Source organism: Paenibacillus sp. FSL K6-0108 (assembly GCF_045040695.1).
In the GTDB taxonomy this organism is placed as follows: Bacteria; Bacillota; Bacilli; order Paenibacillales; family Paenibacillaceae; genus Paenibacillus; species Paenibacillus pabuli_B.
The window spans coordinates 3345301-3368043 of record NZ_CP150288.1 but is presented as its reverse complement, the minus strand read 5'-3'; the positions used below and the strand labels follow the sequence as shown (position 1 = coordinate 3368043).

At 43.1% G+C, this 22743-nt stretch carries 19 protein-coding genes; 2 read left to right on the top strand and 17 right to left on the bottom strand.

Annotated elements, in window-relative coordinates; genetic code table 11:
• Positions 1-31: 31 nt before the first annotated feature.
• Positions 32-2011 (top strand): alpha-amylase family protein, encoded by a 1980-nt coding sequence (locus MHB49_RS15430; RefSeq protein ID WP_405156742.1) that lies wholly within the window; start codon positions 32-34, stop codon positions 2009-2011.
• 126 nt (positions 2012-2137) lie between these two features.
• On the opposite strand, the gene MHB49_RS15425 is transcribed toward MHB49_RS15430, so the two are convergent.
• From MHB49_RS15425 to MHB49_RS15410, 4 genes are all read right to left on the bottom strand, one after another.
• Complete coding sequence (locus MHB49_RS15425; RefSeq protein WP_405156741.1) at positions 2138-3202, bottom strand: threonine aldolase family protein; 1065 nt, start codon at positions 3200-3202, stop codon at positions 2138-2140.
• Entirely contained in the window at positions 3199-3633 is a 435-nt protein-coding gene (locus MHB49_RS15420; protein WP_247902708.1) for a MarR family winged helix-turn-helix transcriptional regulator, read from the bottom strand. The genes MHB49_RS15425 and MHB49_RS15420 overlap by 4 nt, the downstream gene beginning before the upstream one ends.
• A gap of 230 nt (positions 3634-3863) precedes the next feature.
• On the bottom strand, positions 3864-5582 hold the full coding sequence (locus tag MHB49_RS15415) for an ABC transporter ATP-binding protein (RefSeq protein ID WP_405156740.1): 1719 nt from the start codon (positions 5580-5582) through the stop codon (positions 3864-3866).
• Positions 5583-5584: 2 nt separating this feature from the next.
• The gene (locus MHB49_RS15410; RefSeq protein WP_405156739.1) at positions 5585-5953 is read right to left on the bottom strand and encodes a hypothetical protein; all 369 of its coding nucleotides are present in this window, start codon (positions 5951-5953) and stop codon (positions 5585-5587) included.
• A 280-nt stretch (positions 5954-6233) separates the two neighbouring features.
• Here MHB49_RS15410 and MHB49_RS15405 point away from each other — a divergent pair, with 280 nt between their 5' ends.
• Positions 6234-6866: a hypothetical protein gene (locus MHB49_RS15405; protein ID WP_405156738.1), complete on the top strand. Its 633-nt coding sequence runs from the start codon at positions 6234-6236 to the stop codon at positions 6864-6866.
• Between the two features lie 92 nt (positions 6867-6958).
• Here the strand turns inward: MHB49_RS15405 and MHB49_RS15400 are convergent, their stop codons facing one another.
• The 13 genes from MHB49_RS15400 to MHB49_RS15340 all read right to left on the bottom strand — a co-directional run bounded on the left by MHB49_RS15400 (position 6959) and on the right by MHB49_RS15340 (position 22714).
• Positions 6959-7900, bottom strand: a complete 942-nt coding sequence (locus MHB49_RS15400; RefSeq protein ID WP_405156737.1) for an alpha/beta fold hydrolase — start codon at positions 7898-7900, stop codon at positions 6959-6961.
• A gap of 57 nt (positions 7901-7957) precedes the next feature.
• Complete coding sequence (locus MHB49_RS15395; protein ID WP_405156736.1) at positions 7958-10084, bottom strand: serine hydrolase domain-containing protein; 2127 nt, start codon at positions 10082-10084, stop codon at positions 7958-7960.
• A gap of 217 nt (positions 10085-10301) precedes the next feature.
• Positions 10302-12392 (bottom strand): serine hydrolase domain-containing protein, encoded by a 2091-nt coding sequence (locus MHB49_RS15390; RefSeq protein WP_405156735.1) that lies wholly within the window; start codon positions 12390-12392, stop codon positions 10302-10304.
• 23 nt (positions 12393-12415) lie between these two features.
• The gene (locus MHB49_RS15385) at positions 12416-13870 is read right to left on the bottom strand and encodes an alpha/beta hydrolase family protein (RefSeq protein ID WP_405156734.1); all 1455 of its coding nucleotides are present in this window, start codon (positions 13868-13870) and stop codon (positions 12416-12418) included.
• 47 nt (positions 13871-13917) lie between these two features.
• The gene (locus MHB49_RS15380) at positions 13918-14901 is read right to left on the bottom strand and encodes an alpha/beta fold hydrolase (RefSeq protein ID WP_405156733.1); all 984 of its coding nucleotides are present in this window, start codon (positions 14899-14901) and stop codon (positions 13918-13920) included.
• Positions 14902-15069: 168 nt separating this feature from the next.
• Positions 15070-16059 (bottom strand): alpha/beta fold hydrolase, encoded by a 990-nt coding sequence (locus tag MHB49_RS15375; RefSeq protein WP_405156732.1) that lies wholly within the window; start codon positions 16057-16059, stop codon positions 15070-15072.
• Positions 16060-16273: 214 nt separating this feature from the next.
• Positions 16274-17644: a sensor histidine kinase gene (locus MHB49_RS15370; RefSeq protein WP_405156731.1), complete on the bottom strand. Its 1371-nt coding sequence runs from the start codon at positions 17642-17644 to the stop codon at positions 16274-16276.
• Positions 17641-18315, bottom strand: coding sequence for a response regulator transcription factor (locus MHB49_RS15365; RefSeq protein ID WP_405156730.1), 675 nt, complete (start codon positions 18313-18315; stop codon positions 17641-17643). Before MHB49_RS15365 ends, MHB49_RS15370 begins: the two co-directional genes overlap by 4 nt.
• Before the next feature lie 208 nt (positions 18316-18523).
• Positions 18524-19603: an RNA-guided endonuclease InsQ/TnpB family protein gene (locus MHB49_RS15360; protein ID WP_405156729.1), complete on the bottom strand. Its 1080-nt coding sequence runs from the start codon at positions 19601-19603 to the stop codon at positions 18524-18526.
• A 5-nt stretch (positions 19604-19608) separates the two neighbouring features.
• Entirely contained in the window at positions 19609-20007 is a 399-nt protein-coding gene (gene tnpA, locus MHB49_RS15355; RefSeq protein WP_405156728.1) for an IS200/IS605 family transposase, read from the bottom strand.
• Positions 20008-20176: 169 nt separating this feature from the next.
• Positions 20177-20791 (bottom strand): hypothetical protein, encoded by a 615-nt coding sequence (locus MHB49_RS15350; protein WP_405156727.1) that lies wholly within the window; start codon positions 20789-20791, stop codon positions 20177-20179.
• Positions 20792-20963: 172 nt separating this feature from the next.
• Positions 20964-22043 carry a sensor histidine kinase gene (locus MHB49_RS15345; protein ID WP_405156726.1) on the bottom strand — a complete coding sequence of 360 codons (1080 nt, stop codon included), beginning with the start codon at positions 22041-22043 and terminating at the stop codon, positions 20964-20966.
• Entirely contained in the window at positions 22040-22714 is a 675-nt protein-coding gene (locus tag MHB49_RS15340; protein WP_405156725.1) for a response regulator transcription factor, read from the bottom strand. The genes MHB49_RS15345 and MHB49_RS15340 overlap by 4 nt, the downstream gene beginning before the upstream one ends.
• Between the last annotated feature and the right edge of the window lie 29 nt (positions 22715-22743).

Sequence of the window (22743 nt, the reverse complement as noted above, 5' to 3'; positions counted from 1 at the left end):
TCTATCATTTAATGACCAGGGGGAAGCAAGCATGAAATTCCGTCAAGTTCATCTCGATTTTCATACGTCAGAAGCCATTGAAGGCATTGGCCGTGATTTTTCGAAGCAGCAATTTCAGGAGATGCTCCAAACTGGACATGTCGATTCCATCACCATATTCTCCAAGTGCCATCATGGCTGGGCCTATCATCCGACTACCGCCAATCAAATGCATCCACATCTGAATTTCGATCTTCTGGGTGCCCAGATTGAGGCTGCTCATGAGATAGGTGTGAAGACTCCGGTCTATCTCTCCGCTGGCCTGGATGAGCGGCTCGCCCGCAAACATCCACAATGGCTCATCCGCAATCAGCAGGAGCAGATCAGTTGGACAGTCGACTTCATGACGCCAGGATATCATCAATTTTGCATGAATACCCCTTATCTTGACGTTCTCACCTTACAGGTCGAGGAAGTCGTAAAGAAATATGATGCCGACGGCATCTTCCTCGATATCGTTGGTGTTCGTGAATGTTATTGTCAATATTGTGTTGCCGAGATTCGCTCACAGGGCTCCGATCCACGAAACATTCAAGATATGAAAAAACTGTGGGAACAGACGTATGCTCGTTATGCTAATCGAATGAATGCAACGGTAAATGCAGTGAAACCTGGATTACCCGTGTTCCACAACAGTAGTCACGTCGACCGTGGGCGGCGGGATCTCGCCCATGTGAATACCCATCTGGAGTTGGAATCGCTACCAACAGGCGGCTGGGGCTATGACCACTTCCCGCTCTCTGCACGTTATGCGCAAACACTGGGCATGGATTTCCTCGGCATGACCGGAAAATTCCATACGTCCTGGGGCGAATTCGGTGGATACAAACATCCCAACGCGCTGCGTTATGAAACTGCACTGAGTCTTGCGAACGGGGCACGCTGCTCCATTGGAGATCAGCTGCATCCGGGTGGTCAGATGGATCATGCCACGTATTCGTTGATCGGGGAAGCTTACCGTGAGGTAGAAGCAAAGGAAGAATGGTGTCAAGATACTACCGCTATTGCCGATATCGCATTGCTGTCAGTGGAGGCAGCCTTATGGGAAACCGGAGGCGATCCTCATAACCAGCACATGCACCACCACGATACCGGAGCTGTAAGAGTTTTGCTGGAAGGCCACTTTCTCTTCGATGTGGTCGATCTGCAGGCTGATCTGTCCAAATATAAAGTTGTTATTTTGCCGGATGCCATTAGCATTACAGAGTTAATCAAAACCAAACTGACAGCCTTTCTTGCCGGGGGCGGCAAAATTCTGGCCACTGGCCGTTCCGGTCTCTCACCGGATGGAACGGGCTTTGAATTCGATTTGGGCGTAGAATATCAGGAGGTTTCCTCATTCCGTCCCTCCTATTTCCGTCCGAAATTCGAGCTTCCTTCGCTGCGTACAGCCTCTTTCGTCATGTACACCGAAGGACAGAACACCGTACCAACGGCAGACGGCATCGTACTTGGCAGTAAGGAAAATTCATATTTTAACCGTGACTTGTTCACGTTCTGCTCTCACCAGCATACACCTTCTGATCTGCAGGAATCGGGAACTGGCATGGCTGAAGGTGAGGATGGAATCTATATCGCATGGAATGTTTTTGAAGATTATGCGACGAAGGGGAGCTTGGCTGTCAAGGAAATCATCTGTTATGCGCTGGACCGGTTACTAAGTAATAATAAATCGTTGATGACCAATCTGCCTGCGCAAGGGGTTACCACGCTGCAGATGCAGCCGAACTCAAAACGTTGGGTGAATCATCTGCTGTATGCCTCTCCAGTACGTAGAGGACAAGGTGTGGAAGTTATCGAGGATTTGGTCCCGCTCATTAATACAGAGGTCACAATTGCAGCGGATGATCAAGTAAAGGACGTGTATCTGGCTCCTCAGAACCTTAGTCTCCCTTTCAGTCAGGTGAACGGCCTTGTGACCTACACAATACCGGAGTGGTCCTGTCATCAAATGGTCGTGGTTCAATTTTAGAAGTACATTTATAGAACATATAACAGCAAATGAAAATAAAAGAAGTCGCCATCCGCATGGCGACTTCTTCATTGGCGGATTACTCCGCCTTGTACTAACCTTTAAATATTAATGGACACACATACTTTAAATATAACAGGGTTCTTTTGTTTGGTTTAAGACCTGGGAAATATCACGAATCAGTGAATCCACATTTTCCCGCTGGGTTGCCCAACTGGTACAAAAACGAACAACGCTGTGTGTATCGGACACCTTTTCCCAGAATGTGAACGAGTAACGGCTGCGTAAATCCTGAAGCAGGTCGTCTGGCAGAATCGGAAATTGCTGATTGGTTGGTGAGTCATATAGGAAAGCAATACCTTGCTCCGCAAGCGAATCATGAATCAACATGGCCATGTCCACCGCATGCTGGGAAATTTCAAGATACAAACCATCTTCAAACAGCGTTTCAAATTGAATCCCCAACAACCTGCCTTTGGCGAGCAGGCCTCCTTTTTGTTTGATCATATAACGAAAATCTGGCTTGAGCTTGTCATTCAGGATGACTACCGCTTCCCCCATCAATGCTCCGATCTTGGTTCCGCCAATATAGAATACATCACATAGGCGGGCGAGATCAGCGAGAGTCATATCACAATTCCGGGAAGCAAGAGCATACCCAAGACGCGCCCCATCAATAAAGAACGGGAGACCACACTGTTGGCTTACATCAAACAATGCTTGCAGCTCTGCCTTGCTGTACATCGTACCGTTCTCGGTAGGCTGGGATATGTAAACCATTCCGGGCTGGACACAATGTTCAGGTGCTGCATCATTCCAATGAGCATCATAGACAGCTTTGACCTGGTCTGACGTGATCTTCCCATCTTCGCTTGGTACCGTGATCACTTTGTGACCTGTGGCTTCGATCGCTCCCGTCTCATGGACCGCGATGTGGCCCGAAGTCGCTGCAATCACGCCTTGGTATGGACGTAAAATGGATGCAATAACCGTTGTATTGGTCTGTGTACCACCAACCAAAAAATGCACATCCGCCTGTTCATTTTCACAAGCTTGTCGAATGAGACTTCTCGCCCGATCACAATGGGCATCTTTACCGTAGCCGCTCGTTTGTTCCATGTTCGTTGAAATCAGTCTTTGCAAAATGCGCTCATGCGCGCCTTCGTTGTAATCACATTCGAATCGTATCATCGTCTTGTCTCTCCTGCTCTTTTGTTCAACTTATCCTGAATATTCATCATTGAAGCGTACACTTCTCTGATCTCTTCCTCATCCAAACCTTGCATTAACTTCACAATCTGCTGATCTGAACGTTCATTTAACTCACCGTAAAGCTCCTGCCCTTTTTCAGTCAGACGAATCAAACTAACCCGGCTGTCAGCAGCTGAATCCACTTTTATGAGCAGCCCTTCTCTGGTCAGTTTACTTACAATTCGGCTCATATAGCTGCGATCAATGGTCAGTGTATCCACCAGATTGTTCGCAATGCTCTCCCCTTGAATGCCAATCTCAATAATGACCCTTGCTTCGGCGAAGGAGTATCCCGTTCCCAGAATATGCTTGTCAAGTACACCGAGTATATTGGTATAAAAACGGTTAAAACGCCGCATTTCAGTCAACATATCTGCATTTATTTTCTGAGAGTCGATGTTAAACCCTCCCTTTTAGTGGACATTGTCAACATTATGATAATCAGATTAGTGGACGTTGTCAACAATATAAATGATGATAGGCAAGTCAATTCACCTAATGAAAAGCTTAGCTAAATCCGTAGTTTGCAACATTGGAATCAACTTGCTACATCCGCACAAACAAAAAACCGCGAAATATGCGCGGTTTTGGCGTTACAACATTATGAATGGCTGTATTGTACCTGATGAAGTCTGCTATAGATGCCTCCGGCAGCGACCAGTTCTTCATGATTACCCTGCTCCGCAATGCCATCAGCATTGACTACCAGGATGCGATCTGCATTTTTGATGGTTGTCAGTCGATGTGCAATAACAAGGGTTGTTCTGCCCACTGACAGTTCCGCCAAGGACTTTTGAATTAACGCTTCGGTTTCGGTATCCAAAGCAGACGTAGCTTCATCCAAGATGAGAATCGGTGGATTTTTCAGGAACATGCGAGCTATGGACAAACGCTGTTTCTGGCCTCCGGAAAGTTTGACACCACGTTCTCCGATGACCGTATTGATTCCTTCCGGCAAACTAAGAATCAATTCTTCCAGAGACGCACGACGGGCTGCATCCCAGATTTGCTCGTCCGTCGCCGTTAAATCGCCATAAGCGATATTTTCCTTAATTGTACCTGAGAAGAGAAATACATCCTGTTGAACAATACCGATATGTCTGCGCAAGGATTCCAGCTGAACCTCTCGAATATCCATCCCGTCAACAGTGATCCGGCCTTCCTCTACTTCATAGAATCGTGGAAGCAGGCTGCAAATGGTCGTTTTACCCGCGCCGGAAGGACCGACAAATGCAACGGTTTCCCCTGGATTGATGGACAGACTGATATGATTCAGAATACGTCGATTCTCTTCATAACCAAAGGAGACATTTTCGAAGCGAATTTCTCCACGCACACTTTTTAGCTCAACGGCATTTTTCGCATCAGCAATTTCCGGCTCCGTATCAATGATTTCCAGATAACGCTTGAATCCGGCAATCCCCTTAGGGTAACTCTCGATTACTGCATTTATTTTCTCAATCGGACGGAAGAAGATATTGGACAACAGCAGGAATGCCATGAAATCACCCATATCAATTCTGCCATCGATGAAGAACCATGCACCGCTGATCATAACGAATACAGTAACGAGACGCATCATCATGTAGCTGACCGATATACTCTTCGCCATCGTTTTGTAGGCAAGCAGCTTTGTTTTACGGAAGTTCTCATTGTCTACGGAAAATAGTTTTTTCTCATGCTCTTCGTTAGCGAACGATTGAACAACACGAATTCCGCCTACGTTGTCTTCAATACGGGAATTAAAATTCCCCACATCGCCAAAGAGACGCCGATAGGTCTTCGTCATGCGCCCACCAAACACGATAATGACCCAGGCCATAATAGGAATAATGATAAAGGTGATCAGTGCAAGCTCCAAATTAATGTTCGCCATAAGCCAGAAAGATCCGATTAATGTCATCACTGCGATGAAAACATCCTCCGGTCCATGGTGAGCCACCTCGCCAATATCGTTAAGATCATTCGTAAGATGACCGATCAGATGACCCGTCTTACGATTATCGAAGAACCGGAAGGATAACTTCTGAAGATGAGCAAACATCTTCGATCGCATGTTGGTCTCAATGTTAATGCCAAGCATATGTCCCCAGTAAGTAACGACATAATTCAAGGCCGTATTCAGCGCGTAGATTGATAACAGTACGACACATGCGAGGATAATGAGCGGCCAATCTTGACCTGGCAGCAACTCATTGATGAATTTGCTTACAGCAAGTGGAAATGCCAGCTCTAATAAACCAGCTATTACTGCACATCCAAAATCAATTAAAAACAGTTTTTTGTAAGGACGATAATACGAGAAAAAGCGACGAACCATTCTTATTCACTCTCCAGATCCTGATTAGGGCTTTCTTCTTCATTTTGCAATTCAAAAAGTTGGATGTATTCATCAATGACCTGATCAATGGCTTTTAGTTCACCACTAATCATCTGATGAATATTACGGAACTCCTCTTGACCGAGCTGTCTGGCCAATGTAGCTCTTCGATTCTGCATTTGTTCCAAAAAGACAAGAATTCTCCCACGTCGAAACGTTTGTGCCCCGTTACCCCGTTTTCCGTGATGCTCTCCATGCCCTCTCCCACGTCTGGAACGTTCACCTTGTCGCTCATCTTCCCCACGACCGCGTCTGGATCGCTCTCCATGGCGGTCAGGCTGTTCGTTCTCATTTATATGTCTTTCTCTCATTTGAGAAGCACCTCCAATTTCGTATACATTTGTATACATTTCGTTTACGTATACGATTGTATACACAACAAGCTGTTCTGTCAACCCGTATTTTTCCATTTTTTCAGGTCAATTCATATTCAGTTCATCGCCCTAGAGTACACTAACTCAGGTACCACCACAGAGATTCCCAATTCACAGATAAGACAGGAGAAGATGAGATTGAACTGAAAAAACGAACTTCATTCGCGGCGGTAACCCTGATGTTAACGATGTTGGCCCCAACCGTTCTTATCAGTCTGTGACAGGGCTTGGAAAGATCGCCTCCTCGGAATACCAGGCAGAAAAGTTTGAAACCAATACATTACCCGAAGATGTAACAGCCGCTTGGCAGAAGCGCGAAGGCAACATGTATTATCTGGTGAATGAAAAATACACCTCAACGGTATATGACAGTGCAACGCCAATCATCCCTATTCATATGTTCAATGAGGTACCAGGTTATGTGTATACCAATAAAATTATGGATGCAAACCTGGCCGTGAACCAACTTCAAATTCCAGGCTTGGCGGGTCGGGATACGATGGAGTATGAGTTCTACGAGAAAAACGGCGTGGAATACGTTACAGCAGGAGGAAAGATCTACGTTAGTCAAGAACTTGTGAGACCACTCTATTCAGGGAAACAATCAAAGACAACGATCCAAACGAATGGTTATGCGACATGGTACTCGATACCGACAGCAGCCGCAGGTAAAGTGATGACAGTGAAAATGCCTTCGAAAGGTGCTTTCACTGTATATGACCAGACGGGTATCCGTACGAATCATACCGTGGTTAGTGGTGAAGATGAAGCTACATTGCCTGAAAATGGTACGATTGTATTTGCTGGTGATGCGGGTTCAACGTTCGAAATTTCATTAACAAATCAATAATAATGAGAACGAAAAATACGCCCGTTCCCCAGTATTTTATCGGGAAACGAGCGTTTCGTTACTTCTTTAATCAATTCTGAAAGGTACTACGTTTATTTTACTTCGTTCATAAACTTCCTGAAGTTTTCGGTTATTTCTTTGGATCGGGTGTGATGCAAATAATGATCTCCCTCGAAAGTCATCACTTTTCCATGCACTGAATCTTTGACTTGCTCTTCATGCAAGGGTATCCAGCCTTCCGTTTCGGTATCATTCGCCTGTAAGAAGAAAATTACGGGAAGATCTTTGGGGAAGGACAAGTTCTCAGCTGCTTTGAAATTATGACCGAAGTTTTCGCCTTCATTCAGATTGTTCGGATTAAACGTATTTTTGAGTGAAAGGATTCTAATTTGCTCTCTGGTTTCATCATCAACATCAGGTGCAATCAGTTGATCAGGGGCCAGTTTCATTAACAATCGGTAGAATCCTGATTTTTTAAGCAGTTTGTACGTTTCAGTTGGGAATGGATCATCGTTACCTCCCTGCGTTGGGACACTGCTCTCGATGCCGACAAAGGAAGTTACTTCGTTTGGATATTTGTTCACATAATCCAGTCCGTATATCCCTGAAATGGAGTGAGCCATGAGCGTGTAACGTTGAATACCAAGTTGCTGTAACGCTTCATGAATTTCACTAACCATATTTTCCGTAGTACGCTCTTTTTCAGTAATGTCACTTAATCCATAACCGAAAGGTTCAATGACAACGACTTTGTAAAATGGAGATAGCTTATCGATGAGCGGTTTGAAATCAAGGGCTGGGGCGGGTGTTCCATATCCAGGAAGCAATACCACCGTTTCTTTGCCTTTTCCTTGAATTAACACATTCATGTTTTTGCCGTCAACCGCTACAAACTGGCCATAAGGTTTTATTTTCCCTTCCTCCGATTTGTTGCTAAATACATTAACAATAAAGACAGTCGCAATAAATAATGCAAAAGCGATAACTATGGCTCCGAATATTTTGAGCAAAATGATTAATATTTTTTTCATCATGATGGTTCTCTCCTGTTGAGTTCGTTTATTGTACAAGCGTTTGAAACTCTACTCCTTTTAATTTTTTAATGAAATTTGAAATTGGGAACCAGCCTCACCTGCAAATACAATACGGCCGTTCTCTGGTAAAACAACAACATTCTTACCGCTGACTACGCTGTGATTAATACAAATTCCGTTCTGATCATAGATAGCAAAGGCTCCATTTGCAGGTAACTTCACTGTCATGACTTTCCCTTTCGCAGTAGCGGGTACCGAAAACCATTTGGCATATCCATCTGCTTGAATGGTTGTTGCGGATCGTTTACCCGAATAGATTGGTTTCACCATTTCCTCACTGGCGAATACATAACCTGAAAATGTAAGATACTCTCCTCCGTTCTTTTTGGAGAAATGAATGTCCATCGGTTCTCGTCCGGCAGTACCCGGAATCTGCAATTGATTGGCTGCTTCGTTTGCTCCAATAATCTTATTATTGGACATATACCCTGGATTCTCTTTATTCATATGAATAGGCAGGATCGAAGTAGCATTAAGATAAAGCATTGATGTGTATTTCGCATTCACCAGATAATATTTTTTACCATCACGCTTTGCCCATGCAGCGTTAATCTCCTTGGGTAATGTATTGGCTTTGAGCTTCTCCGCATTATATTCTGAGAGAGCCACCTGTCCGAGTCCTGGAACGGAGATATAAGATCGAGACCACAGGTAGGTATTCCCATTTCCCTCCACAACGAATTTCAACTTTTCTGTACCATCATCACTCACAAAAGTACCATCTGATGTAAAGGTGTATTCTTGAACTGGATTACTTGGAGCCGTGAGAGAGGAAACCGTCATTTGTCCAGCCTTATTTATTTTGATCTTCGTAACTGAATTATTGCCACCATATATCCCTGCAAACTTGGAGATTTCTTTAGGCATATCAGCCTTCACAGGTACACCAAATGATTTTTCCGGTTTCCGTTCTTTAATAATGCCCTTTTCTTCAAGTGCGCTAAGTAATAACTCACTCGCAATGAATTGATTGGTTATGCTTGCTCCGCCTGAAGAGATCACGGCTGCAGCCATGTTGTATTCCGGAAGTACGACGAGTGAAGAATGATAAGATAACGTATCTCCACCTTTCGTAACAGCCTTGATGCCGTAGTCACTGAATGGGAACAAGTCCACACTATCCCACCCTAATCCGTAAGACATAGAAGAATCACTATCCTCTGGCCACATGCCTCTTCTGTATTCTTTTTGCTCCATGGCTTCTACTGACTTGTTGGAAAGAATCCCTTTGACCTCTCCTGTGAAGATTTGCGAAAATTTCACCAGATCCTTAGCGGTGGAATATATGCCTCCTGAAGCAATGATATTATAATTCTCTTGTGGAAGCTGCCCCTTATACACCGGAGAATAGATTCCCGCCATTTCTCCCGTATTAACTATATCCTGTGGTGTTTTGGTATAATTCATTTTCAGAGGCTCTGTAAAATATTTGTGTATAAATGCCGTAAAGCTCATACCAGTGACTCTCTCAACCAGAATTTCAGCTAATGTAAATCCATCGTTAGAGTACACCGAATACGCACCTGGCTCTGCCATCAGATGCTGGGTCGCCAATTGATCCAAAAAGGTATCATGTGCATAGGTATCATTGTCCCCATACAGTATCGCACTACCGCTAGAGGTTCCGATAAGCCCGGCCGAATGATTCAGCAACATTCGAGGTGTAATCTGTTTGTATCGGTTATCTTTCATTTTAAAGTCAGACATATAGTTCACAACAGGCACATCCAAATCAATCTTGCCTTCATCCACCAGCTTCATCACTGAAGCGGTAAGAAACATTTTACTGGTTGAACCAATACCATAGATCGTGTTCGTAGTAAGAGGTACCTTGTCGTTTAGATCGTTCTTCCCCGTTTGACCGGACACCATAATCTCTCCACCATCCATGAGCGCATATTGCAGACTCGTCGTACCGTACGTTTCAGTCAGTAATTTGGCTTTTTCGATTACGGTTTTCTTTGTTGTCTCATACGTAAGGTTAATGCTGTTATTCGTGATAGCCGGTGCGGCCATTGCAGATAGCGGGGCTAACATGGTTAACACTAGCGTTAAAGCTGCAATTGAAGTTTGTTTTTTGACTGTTCTCTTGACCACGTTCTTCATTTTCTCTTGTTGTATCATTTGCATCTTCTCCTGTCATTATCTCTTTATTAGAGTATCTTGCTTTGGTGCTAAAATAAGCTTAACTAAAATAATTGTACTGCTCGTGACGTCTATATGAACCGAATATGAACGGATAAAATAATTTGAGTACATGATGATTTACGACCCCTGAATCTTCCTTTTTCTCCATAAAAATATCCCCTTTATGCGATACTAAAGGGGATAAAAACTTTGCCTATTTCAATGAAATTTCAAATGTGGAACCAACGTCACCTGCAAATACAATGCGGCCGTTTTCCGGTAAAACAACCTCATTTTTACCGCTGACTACGGTGTAATTGATGCATACACCGGTTTGGTCATAGACTGCAAAAGCACCGTTCGAAGGCATATTCACCGTCATAATCTTACCTTTGGCAGTCGCTGGCACCGAAAACCATTTGGCGTAACCGTCTGCTTGAATCGTTGTTACAGATTGTTTGCCCGAATAGAGTGATTGTACGATTTCCTCACTGGCGTATATGCTACCTACGGCTGTAATGTACTCTACTCCGTTCTTTTTGGAGAAATAAATCTCCTTGGTATCACGTCCAGCCATGCCAGGAATTTGCAGATCCGTAACTGCTTCATTGGCTCCAATAATCTTAATATTGGACACATACCCTGGAGTCTCTTTATCAATATCAATGGGGAGGATTGGTGACGAATGGAGATAAACCGTTGATGTATATTTCTCATTCACCACGTAATATTTTTCACCTTCACGCTTGTTCCATGAGTCGGTAATGTCCCGGGATAATTCATTGGCTTTCAGCTTCTCCGCTTTATATTCTGAGAAAGCCAACTGACCAAGTCCTGGCAAGGATATATAAGATCGAGACCACAGATACGTACTTCCGTTCTTCTCCGTTACGAATTTCAACTTTTCTGTGCCTTCATCGTTAACAAACGTACCATCCGCTGTATATGTGTAAGTTTGAGCCGAATTACTTGGAGCAGTAAGTGTGGAGACAGTCATTTGTCCGGGATGTTTCATTTCGATCTTCTTAACCGAATTATTGGCACCATATATACCGGCATACGTGGATATTTCTTTAGGTATATCAGACTTCACTGGCACCCCAAATGATTTTTCCGGCTTCCGTTCTGTAATAATGCCCTTTTCCTCAAGTGCACTGAGTAATAATTCACTCGCAATGAACTGATCTTTGGCACTTGTCCCACCTGAAGAGGTAACGGCTGCAGCCAGATTGTATTCCGGAAGTACAATTAATGAGGAGTGATACGATATGGTATCCCCACCTTTGGTAACAGCTTTGATGCCGTATTCACTGAATGGGTACAAGTTCACACTATCCCATCCTAACCCGTAAGATATAGACGTATCGCTATCCTCCGGCCACATGCCTCTTTTGTATTCTTCTTGCGCCATGGCCTCTACCGACTTATTGGAAAGAATGCCCTCGACCTCTCCCGTGAAAATTTGTGAAAATTTCACAAGATCCTCAGCAGTGGAATAAATGCCTCCAGTAGCGATGATATTATAATTCTCTTGAGGAAGCTGCCCTTCAACCAAAGGAGAATAGATTCCCGCCATTGCTGCCGGATCGACCACATCCTGCGGTGTTTTGGTATGTTTCATGTCCAGGGGCTCTGTAATATATTTGTGTATAAAAGCTGTAAAGCCCATGCCGCTCACTCTTTCAACTAGAATCTCGGCTAACGTAAAACTGTCGTTACTATACACCGAGTACGCGCCAGGATCAGCCTTCAGGTGTTGATTCGCCAATTGCTCCAGAAACGTGTCATGTGAATACGTATCGTTATCTCCGTATAATGTGGCATTGCTTCCGGTGCTGCCTAACAGACCAGCGGAATGATTCAACAACATACGTGGTGTGATTAATGTGTACCGGTTATCTTTCATCTTAAAATCAGGTAAATAGTTCACAATTGGCACATCCAAATCGATCTTGCCATCATCAACAAGCTTCATAACAGAAGCTGTAAGAAACATTTTACTTGTTGAGCCGATGCCGTAGATTGTATCTGAAGTAAGCGGTACTTTATCCTCTAGATCGTTCTTGCCTGTCTGACCGGACACCACAATCTCTCCAGCATCGATTAATGCATATTGCACACTGGTCGTACCGTACGTCTCAGTAAGGATCTTCGCTTTCTCCGCTACTATTTTCTTGGTTGGTTCGTACGTTAGATCGCTGTTGTTACTCGTAGCTGGTGCGGCCATGACTGACATTGGAGCTAACATCATTAACACCAGAGTTAAGGCGGTGATTGAAGTTCGTTTTCCCGTTTTTCGTCCCATTGACATCATCTCCTGAGTTTAAATTAGAGTTCTTTCGGATCTACAAATTTCACCTCTGGGTAGATGTCGCTCGGCCCCTGTATCAGGTTTCCACCGGTTCCTTTCAGCTGCTTTTTAAAGAAATCGAGGACATATTGATTTACGATGTCTGATCCTCTTTTACCATTGATCTCTCCTGTGATCCCGGACAGTTTAATCAGTTCTGAATAAAATTGAAGATCCGTGAAATTGAAGTGCTGGGTTCCTTCTATATAAATCACATTTCCCCCATGTTCAATAACATTTTTCATAATGTGCAGCTCATCTGAAAGAAATTTAGTTACTTCGTCATCCGAATTTCTATCCTTTTCAAAATTGGCTAACCAGTCTTCAAAATTTCCCGATCTGATAAACATAAACGGCTTGTTTATATCATCTCTATCTTCTACTTCATTCAGTGACCCATCCATATTAACCCCGGCCTTGATTCGATGATCTAAATACGTTGCATTAAACGCCGTTGCACCCCCAAAAGAATGCCCCATTGCACCGATGTTATCTACATCGATTTTTCCTTTAAACTGACTTTCAATTGCACCTGAATTCAGCTTTTCAATTTGATCAATTACAAACTCCACGTCTTTTGTCCATATATCGCCAACTTCTCTGCGGTCATCTATGGTTGTCATCTTTGTTGTATAACCCGTTACACGGCCATCAGGAAAAAGGGTAGCAAACGTGCTGTACGTATGATCGATTGTCACTACGATAAACCCATGACTAGCCAGATTCTCCGCCTGTGATGCTTGTAGAACTCTACTGGTTCCCATACCATGAGATAACAGCACCACAGGATAAGGACTAGTAGAAGGTAATATTTCTACATTTTCATAAGAGTTGCTATGACTATACTTCCAGTAGTCGAGCACAAATTCAGGCAGTTTCAAAGAAGCAGAGAAGCTCTGAATATACGTTTTGAACATTTCTTTATTATTTGGAAACAGCGTGTCACGCTTCTTGTTATTAATATTTTCAGTTGGGTACCATACTTGAACCATTAATTCCCTCTTATCACTTTGATCATCAGTCAAGATTTCATCTCTGTTCTGATCTGTAAAATGGAAGGTTTGAGTACCTACTTTCTCTGGACCCTCCGGCTTCGGCAAATCAAAGACAGGTAAGTATACGGACAAAAGGGTAGAAGCAACAAGCAGAATGACGATTAGGGAAGATAAACTATACTTCAACACCTTTCCTATTTTTAGATTCACCATTTTTTCGGAATGCCGGAGTAAAACGATGATTATGAATAGAGCCGTCATGATATATACCAAAAGCAACTGCCATCTGTATCCCTCAACCAATAAATGAGCTACGAGTATGACACTGCTTCCTATGCCTATACCTAGGCCTGTTTTCTTTGCACTTCTTTTAATAAATAGTAGGTCTACGAGTAAAGCGAAGCAGGATAGAACTAAAAGTATCTCAAATAATCTCATTTTGAATGCCTCTCTCTTTCATCACGGACATCGTCCGAATTAGATATTTATTTTGCTTCGTTTATAAAAGCTCTAACGTCTTCAGCAATTTTTTTGAATTGAGTATGATGTAAATAATGTGAACCATCCATTGTAATTACTTTCCCATGTACCGAATCTTTGATCTGCCCTTCATGCAATGGGATCCATCCTTCTACCCCTTCATTATTCGCTTGTACAAAGAGAAGAAGTGGAAGATCTTTAGGGAAGCTTAAACCTTGAGCTCCTTTAAAATTGGTATTAATATGGTCCATCTCGTTTAATGAGGTGGGATTGTACATGTTTTTATTCGAGATCATCTTCATCTGCTCAACCGTCTGTTCATCGAATGCAAGTCCCTCATAGGGGTCTGCACCCACTTTCATCATTAATCTTAAGAGACCTGTATTTCTGAGAAAAGCAAACGTTTTTAATGGGAACTTTGCATCTGTAATACTTGGTTGGGTGGATACACTGCTATCAATACCGACAAAGGCAGTTACCTCATCCGGATATTTGTTCACATAATCAATGCCGTAAATACCCGCAATGGAGTGACCCATGAGCATGTACTGCTGAATATCAAGTTGTTGCAGAGCTTCATGAATTTCACTTACGACATTCTCCGTGGTTCTTTCTTTTTCAGTTTCGTCACTTAATCCATAACCGAATGGCTCAACAGCAACAACTTTGTAATATGGTGATAATTGATCAATAAGCAACTTGAAATCAAGCACTGGAGTTGCTGTTCCATAACCAGGCAGAAGCACGATTGTTTCCTTGCCTTCACCTTGAATGAGCACATTCATATTTTTCCCGTCTACAGATACATGCTGACCGTAGGGCTCGATCTTTTTCGCCTCTGAATTGGAACTGATCACATTCGTGATATAAACAATACCTAGAAACAGAATAATAGCGATTACGATTGCTCCTAGTATTTTAAGTATAATGTTTCGTACTTTCTTGGCCCTTGATCCATTCTTCGCTTTCTTTTCCTCTGGTTGTGTCACTCTCATCTTCTCCTATCTTGAACTGCTTATTGGGCTTGCTTCACTGCCGTCAATGAAATCTTATCCAATGAAGATGTACTCCTCGTGACGACAATATGAACTGAATATGAACAAGTAAGGAAATGTTATGATGTTATGTTACGGGCAAGGAGCTTGTACATCATGGAGTTATTGAATTCCTCCCATAAAACCCCTAAATTTTTCAGCGATTTCTTTGGCATGGGAACGGTATAGATAATGATTTGCTTCCAGCAGCACCATTTCACCACGCGCAGAGTTGTCTATTAACTTCTCGTGTTCGGGAACCCAATTGTCCACTGCAGGATGATTCTTTTGAACAAAGAAAAGAACCGGGAGATCGACTGGGAACGTTAACTGTTCAGCTGCTTTAAAATTGGAATACATGCTTACAATCTCGTTTAACTGAGTTGAATTAAACATGTTCTTTTGTATCAAAATGTTCAATTGTTCCTTGGTTTGTTCATCATACGGTAGACCAGCATATGGATCATCACTCATTTTCAATTGCAAACGTGGGAAACCCAAGTTACGATACCATTTAATCGGTACGATTTCTGATGCTTCAACCTTCTGTTCACTAATCGCTGGAACACTGGTATCCAACCCAACATATGCACTTATTTCATCTGCATATTTGTTCACATAATCCAGACTATAGATCCCCGAGATGGAATGACCCATCAAGATATAACGATCAATATGTAGACTCTGTAACGCTTCATGAATTTCACTGACGATATTTGCTGTACTGCGTTCCTTTTCGGTCTGATCACTCAATCCATAACCAAAAGGTTCAACCACGACGACTTTATAATCGGGAGATAATTCTGAAATGAGTGGCTTAAAATCAAGTGCAGGTGACGCTGTTCCAAAACCCGGCAGAAGCACAATCGTTTCCTCGCCTTCGCCTTGAATGAACACATTCATATTTTTCCCATCTACGGATACATGTTGACCATACGGCTCCATTCTTTTTTGCTCCGAATAACTACTGATTTTATTAACGATATATACGGTAGCTACAAAAAGTAAGATTGCTATAAGGATTGCGGCAAGCACTTTAAACAAAATGCTTAACACTTTCTTTGTTTTGCTTTTACTCTGTACTTCTTTGTCTGCTTGTTGATTCACATTCATCTGCTCCAATCCTCATCTGTGTATTGGCCTAAGAGGCCGTTAATGCAAGCCTAACCAACAAAGATGTACTCTCCGTGACCGGAATATGAACGGAATATGAACAAGCAAAAAAACCATGTATAACATGCAAGGAAACTTGCATGTTATACATGGTATGAAAATTCGGTTTTGAATTATCCGATGGAAATTTTAGTTATTGGCCTATCCTGCGAGCCTAACTATCCGTTGGTGGATGGATGGGTAACGTGATGATAAAGGTCGTCCCTTGACCAGGTTCACTTTCCACTCGGATGTCACCCTGATGAAGCGATACGATCTGTTTAACGATAGCAAGTCCCATACCACTGCCGTCATATTTACGACTGTGGGAACGATCCGCCTTGAAAAAGCGCTCGAATATACGCTTCTGGTCTTCAAGGGGAATACCGATGCCCGTGTCGGACATTCGGATAGTCACATTTTTGATATCCTCTTCGATACTGACTTTAATCATACCGCCATCATTGGAAAACTTGATGCTGTTTCCCAGGATGTTCGTCCATACCTGATTTAACTGATCGTGATCAGCCATTACCTTCACGTTCTCCAAATCAAGCTCGAAATGAATATTGCGCGCAGACCATTGCGGCTGGAGTGCCACGATAACCCGACGGATCTGTTCATCCAGACTTAAGGTATTGAGCCGAAGTTGCTGTGACTGCGATTCAAGCAAACTCAGCTTGAGCAGGCTGTCGCTCATTTTGGACATTCGCTTGGCTTCAGCAATAATAATATCCAGATAACGGTTCCGCTCGCGTTCTGAGAGGTTTACTTGCTTCAGAGCTGAAGCGTAACCGGATATCGAGGTGAGCGGAGACTGAACCTCGTGCGAAACATTTGTAACGAATTCCCTGCGCATCTGCTCCAACTGCTGCAGATCGTGCATCATCTCTTCAAAACTGCGAGCCAACGTACCTATTTCAGTCTTTTGCGTGATGTTCAGCTTGACATTGAAATCTCCAGCTGCAATCCGTTTGGTCGCTTTGGTCAATTTCTTGATTGGTCTCACCAGGTATACAGAAGCAATCAGAATCAGCAGACTTCCTGCAATCAACGAACAGCTTGCAAAGATTAAGCCAAACTGGACTACAAAAGAGGCGGAGGGCGGTGCGAGTGTTTCCAAAAACATCGCTTTTGTGCCCATTTCCGTCTTGATCGGTAGCCCCAAAAGAACGGTAGCGATCCCCTTGGGTGTGTCTTGAACAACCCCTCCATTTAACACTTTTTTGAGTTGCTCCATCGATACAGCAGCTGATTTATGTCCATTAAGCTTCCCATAAGTCTGGAGTTTGCCCGTTGCATCATAAATTCGAATATGATATGAATCAAGCTGTTTCATTCTGCTAACGAATAATTCTGCTTCATCCAGAGGCATCGTCTTATATATCTGCACTACGTCTTGGCCAAAGTTGCGTATGTTAATTCGGGCATTTTCGTTCAATTTATCTTCGAATATCCAGGTTGACATAAAAAAAGAAATAACTGTACCAGCGATGACAGAGATCAGAAAGGTGAGCACCACACGAATGTATAATGATCTGATCATTCATAAACCTCAAGTCTGTATCCTAGCCCACGCACCGTTTCAATCCGAAAATCAGGTGTCGTCGCGAATCGTTCGCGCAGGCGCTTGATATGTACGTCTACCGTTCGATCATCTCCGGCGTAATCAATACCCCATATCTGATCAATTAACTGCTCACGTGTATAGACTTGGCCAGGTGTTCCAGCAAGCTTATACAGCAATTCGAACTCCTTCAATGGCAAAGTAAGCGATTCTGTACCTCTCGTCACCTTATACGTCTGACGATCCAGAATGACGTTGCCAAACTGGATTGTGTGTGTGGAGCCAATCTTATATCGTTTCAGCAATGCTCGGACACGTGCGGTAAGCTCCAATGGATCAAACGGTTTTGTCAAATAATCATCCGTACCCAATTCGAACCCTTTCACCTTCTCCCAAGTCTCTCCTCTCGCCGTCAGCATGAGTAACGGGAGATCCGGATTGGCTCTGCGGAGTTCCTTGCATAATGCCCAGCCGTCCATAACAGGCATCATAATATCAAGCACGACAAGATCGACATGTGATGAGCTGTAAACGGTCAGCGCTTCCTTGCCATCCGCAGCTTCAGCCGTTTCGAATCCGTCATTTCTCAAAAATAAACAGACGAGTTCCCGAATGTTCGGATCATCGTCAGCAACCAGTATTGTAGGCATTTGTTTCCTCTTTTCCTGTTTCCATGTCATGTAGTCGTAATCTTTATACTATTATTGGATTTTTGACACTCCCACCCCTAAAGGGGCAAGATCACTAAAGTGATTGGGATTCTTAGCTAAGCTTAACGTCCTCATTTCATTTCTGCTTTGGACAGATGCTAAGATTAGGGTATGCCATTACCCCTCCTAAGACAGTGCATATAGCATCCTAGGCTGATTGACTGTTACCGCCAATCACAGTTGCGTAGCGAATATTCATCGCCCCAACGATATCACGATGTTTCTTGAATCCACATGGACACGTATATCTTCTATTTTGCGCCTTGTTCTTTTTTGAACATTCTGGACAGGTTTGACTTGAATATGCAGGGTTCACATATTCCACTTTGATCCCTGCCATATTTGCTTTGTATTCAATGAAGTGTGCCAAACGGTAGAATGACCATGTGTGTAGATTCTTTTCGTTTTTACGACTTGTTCTTGTCGTCTGCCTAATATTCGTTAGTTGCTCTAAGCGAATGACAGAAGTCTTCTTTTCGACTGCGAAATGAACGATTTCACGGCTGACTTTGTGGTCTTTGTCTTTCATCCATCGTTGTTCTTTATCATCTAACTTGCGAATAGCGTTCACTTTCTTTTGTTTTCCTAGCTTTTGACGAACACTACGAAACTTCCGTTTCTTGTATTTGTTTTCTCGCCCATTCCCAAAGAAGCGAACGTGATCATTATCTGTGATGGCTACGGCAGGGACTTTCAGCCCTAAATCAACGCCCAAAATCCGCATACCCGTTTTTTCAGTTGTTGGCATGGTGACAGCAATTTGGGCTACCCACTTACCTGAGCTTTTCGTGACACGGAGCGTACCCAGTTTATGCTTCAAAAGGTCAACGTTTCGATGGTCCCTGCCTATGAACAATGCACGAATTTTTATACGCTTAGATTTTCCCTCTACCATGAATGGAATGGAAATGTGCGTGAAGTCAAGAGAATAGTTTTGGTTATTCCATACGCAAATCGGTTTCTTTAGGATCGGTATGATTGCGTATTTACTTTTCTTAACTTTGGTAGAGAATACACTATTCGCATCTTTAATCGCTTGATTTTTTACTGCACTTGGTAGATTAGCAGGAATGTCTTTTGTTGTCTTCTTCAACCTTTTCTTTTCTTCTACCATCTCGGCCACGAGTGTATTCACAACTCGGATATATTCATGACTACTTTGTTGCAATAGTTGGATCTGCTCTTTCGTCGGCAGCAGCTTTACCTTAACCGTTATGGTCTGAGACATATACTTCACCCCCTTGTCTTTTGTTGTTCAACATAACGCTTGATGGTCTCACTTGATACATGTCCAGCGGTAGAAACAAAATAGGAACGTGTCCACAAACTGGGCAAATGCAGAAGGTGGGGAAACTCTTCTCGTAGTTTTTTGGATGTGACTCCTTTTATTTTTGCCATGATCTCAGCAGGGCTTAAGGTTGGAAGTGCATTGAGAAACATATGTGTATGGTCTTTGTCGCACTCCATGGCAAAAATCACAATTTTAAGCTCTGCACATACCTCATGCACCAGTTCCTTGAAGCGCTGTTCTACCTCAAATTTGAGAAATATCTTTCTCCTGTATCGTGGGCAGAACACAAAATGATAGTTCAACAAAGATACGGTTGTGTTTGTTCTTCTATATTCATTCATATCTATATTGTATCAGTTTAATAGATAAATTGAAACAAGCTAAAAAAATTAAGAACGCAGACTATTTCGGATACTTGAAGCATCACAATAGTGATACTCCGTATCCCACCTCACTTTCATCCCAAATGTAAAGAATTGGGCTTTCTCGTTCGGGGATTCTGTAAGAAATTTAATCACGCCATTCCCTCAGCATGTTCTGCATCTCCGCCTTATTATGAAGAAACTGTTTCACACGAGAGCCATTGGCACCAGATGGATGAGGGAATCCCCATAAAATTTTCCCATTATCTATCCGATGTTCATCAAGCAATTGATGAAGTACAGCCTCCACCGACTTTCCTAACGGAATAATAAGAGGATGCTTCAACTGTTCCAATTCAGGCAGAAAAGACTCAAGTACGACTTGGTATAAAAATGTATTTTTAAGAATGGAAGGCTGGTGTCCATTGTAATTTTGTTTATTTACCAAGATTGGATATCGAATTAAGGAAGTTGTATGTAACCAGGTACAATCTGTTTCAAATAGCCTTTGCACATGAGGAACTCTTACATATTCATTCAAGCCTATTTCCTGAAGCATTTGAAGCAAGTTGGTACGCATGGACCCGGCCATTCTTGCAGCCATTTTGGCTTCTTTACAGGCTTGCTCATATGAATGATGTTCTTTCAAAGCTTGGATGGCCGTTCTATAAGCAATCTCCATCTGCTGCCACCCTGGTGTGATGCCCACAAGCATGACTTTTGCGGAAGGATTGATATATTCATTATGGGGAGAATAGAACATCTCAATCTCACCCGAAGAGCTTAATTTCAGATCATTAATCAGCAGTTGTGCTTTAGTATACTTTGGCTGTAAATGATCATGATCTTATTTTGTACCAAAATAGCCTAATGAATTGAAATAAAAAGGGTAATTGACAGACCAACGTCCATCGATTACCCTTTATGGCATTCTTTTAGGCTGAAAGGACCGGCAGTTGTACTGTAAATGTTGCACCTTCTCCCGGTTCACTGAACACGGAAACAGTGCCCTCATGCATCTCCACAATTTTATGAACGATGGAAAGGCCCAGCCCACTGCCGCCCAAGGCACGTGTACGGGATTGATCCGCTTTGTAGAAGCGTTCAAATATGCGAAGCTGATCCTGCTTGGTGATGCCAGGTCCACTGTCAGTAATTTGTACACTGATTTTGCCTTCTGTCTGTGTAAGGAAAACATCAATTTTCCCACCTTCTGGTGTGAACTTGATTGCATTATGAATCAGATTGATCCACAATTGAATCATCAAGTCCTCATCAGCAAAGATTTCAACTTCTTCCAGCTCTACATTCATATCAATTTTCTTGTCATCCCATTGGGGTTCACAGGCCAGAACCAGAGTCACCAGCTGCCGGTCCAATCGGTATGTTGTTTTATGAGATGCATGCTCGGATGAATCCAGAACGGCGAGCTTCATCAAATTATCACTGAGTCTGGACAAACGAACACATTCCGTCTCAATAATCGTCAGATACTTTTCCCGCGTCTCCTGGTCCATATCTTTATTTTTCAACGCTCTGGCGAACCCGCTGATTGACGTGAGCGGTGATCCGATCTCATGTGATACATTGGAGATGAATTCCTGACGAAGATCTTCCATCACTTTGAGATTTGCTGCCATATCATTGATGCTCTCAACCAACTGCACAAACGGGTGGGGATTTCTCTGTCTCCCATTTCTATTGGCAAATTCAGCGTCTAGATTTACACGAAAATCGCCCCGGGAAATGCTTTTCAATGCCAGAATCATCTCATTAAAAAATTCGTACTGCCTGCCTTTAACCAGCGGACCTATGATTGTAATGCAAATTCCAAAGAAAATGAATCCCAGCATGGCATTAATCAGAAAAGAAAGCAATTCATGCGGTTCCCATGGGATAAAGGAATATACATATCTCGTAAGGTAGAAAGACGCTGTCCAGCAGGAAAACAGGGCCAGAGATACCAGAATGACGTTTCTGGCAATATGAAGAAATCCAGGCTCCTGCCTCTTCATTGCCTTACCTCCAGACGATAGCCCAAACCTCGCATGGTACGAATGACGAAAGCATGCTCTTCCTCCGGAAATCGTTCACGAAGTCGTTTGATATGCACATCAATCGTCCTCTCATCCCCTTCATAATCATAACCCCAGATCTTTTCGATTAACTGATCACGGGTAAAGGTCTTGCCAGGATAACTTGCAAGAGTAAACAGTAGTTCAAATTCCTTGCGTGGCAAAACGATATCCTGATCTCCCTGCTTGCACTCATACGTATCACGACGCAAAACAAGTTCACCTAGCAGTATTACTTGTGAAGTCATGATACGGTATCGTTTCAATAAAGCTTTCACACGTGCAACCAGCACCAGCGGATCAAAAGGCTTCACCAGATAATCATCCGTCCCAAGCGTAAATCCTTTGATGATTTGCGAGGTTTCCCCTTTTGCCGTTAACATCAGGAGCGGCAGATCTGTCTGCTGCCGTAACTGACGACACAGCTCCCATCCGTCCATGCCTGGCATCATAATATCGAGAACGACCAGCTCAACCTTATGCTCAGCAAGTAATCGCAGAGCATCCAGGCCATCAACAGCCTCGATTACGTGCAAACCCTCCTGCTGTAAAAAGTGTCCTACCAGCTCTCGGATATGCGGGTCGTCATCAACGACCAATATGCTTGTCAATGTGACCACCTCCATTTTTCAACCTTGTC